The following is a 1,126-nucleotide window of genomic DNA, read 5'->3' on the forward strand; positions in this document are numbered from 1 at the left end:
CGCGCGGGCCATCCGCTTTCGTGCGGCATCTGATCGAACGCGGTGGCGTGATCGGCAAACGTGACCGCCGCGCTGTATTGCACGAACTCATGCCCTTGATCGCGCAGCAAGTCCACGCGAATGTCGGCCGGACTGCGCCAGCCACGCCCGAGGCTTCCCGGGATCATGTCGTGACTCGCGTAGTAGCGATCCCACACCAGCGGCAAGCGCCCGTCGATGGTGAAATCGTGCTGCTGCACCACCACTTCACCGGTGATCGAGTTGACCGGCTCCGCGTCGAAGATCACGCACTTGATGAACCCCGACGGGAAGTTCTTGAACAGCCTCTTGGCCAGCGCCGAGCCGCGAAACGCCCTGAACAGTCCGGCCGCCATCGCCATCATGTTCATCACGGGCGGGCCGCCCACCAGCACGGGACGATCGGCCGGAATAGGCAGCATCGTCGCGGTGGGCAAGGACATGTACTTGCGTTCCGTATGCGCGCTGTTGTGCGACATCGGCAGCATGCCCGCGCACCAGCAACTCAACGCGGGCAGCGCCGCGAATGACATCGGATCGCCGTTGGCCAGCACGGTGCGGCTGCCCATGAACGACTCCGCATCCTGCGACGGCCCCCGTGCATCCGATGCGGCAAAGCCCGCGCCCAACGGAAAGTGCAGACCAGGCGCGTGGAACGTGTGCGTGCCTGCCGTCGCGCGCAGCAAGCCGTTGATCGTGATCGGCGCGCCCCCGCCGCCCGACCCGACGTGGCCACCCAAGGCATCGCTCACCTTGCGCTGCAGCGCGTTCGCCGCTTTCAGCGCGTCCATGCCGCCTGCGACGACGTCATTATTCATGACGGTATCGACGGCGCCCAAGCCCGACTGGACCAGATCGCTTTGCATCACATCGGCGATCTGCTGTTCGTGGGCCTGCACGAACGTGCCGACCTGTTCCTCGACGAAGCTGAACACGATGCTGCCCATGACCGCCAGCGCCGCATTCGCGTACTCGCGCAAATCCAGCACCACGCCCACGTGAGGATGCGGCAGCGGAACAGGCGCGGGCGACGGCGGGAGATTGACCCAATGCACGTCGATGCCGACCACCGGCGTCAGGTGGTTCACTGCCAGCATCGTCATGTCGC

The 1,126-nt window shown here is 65.5% G+C and carries 1 protein-coding gene; it reads right to left on the bottom strand.

The features are described 5' to 3' along the window. On the bottom strand, nucleotides 1-1,106 hold a 1,106-nt coding region (locus tag QCE69_RS39160), incomplete at its 3' end, for a DUF6531 domain-containing protein (protein WP_309936129.1). Between the last annotated feature and the right edge of the window lie 20 nt (nucleotides 1,107-1,126).

Origin of the sequence: Caballeronia sp. LZ032 (assembly GCF_031451315.1) — a bacterium.
Classification (GTDB): Bacteria; Pseudomonadota; Gammaproteobacteria; order Burkholderiales; family Burkholderiaceae; genus Caballeronia.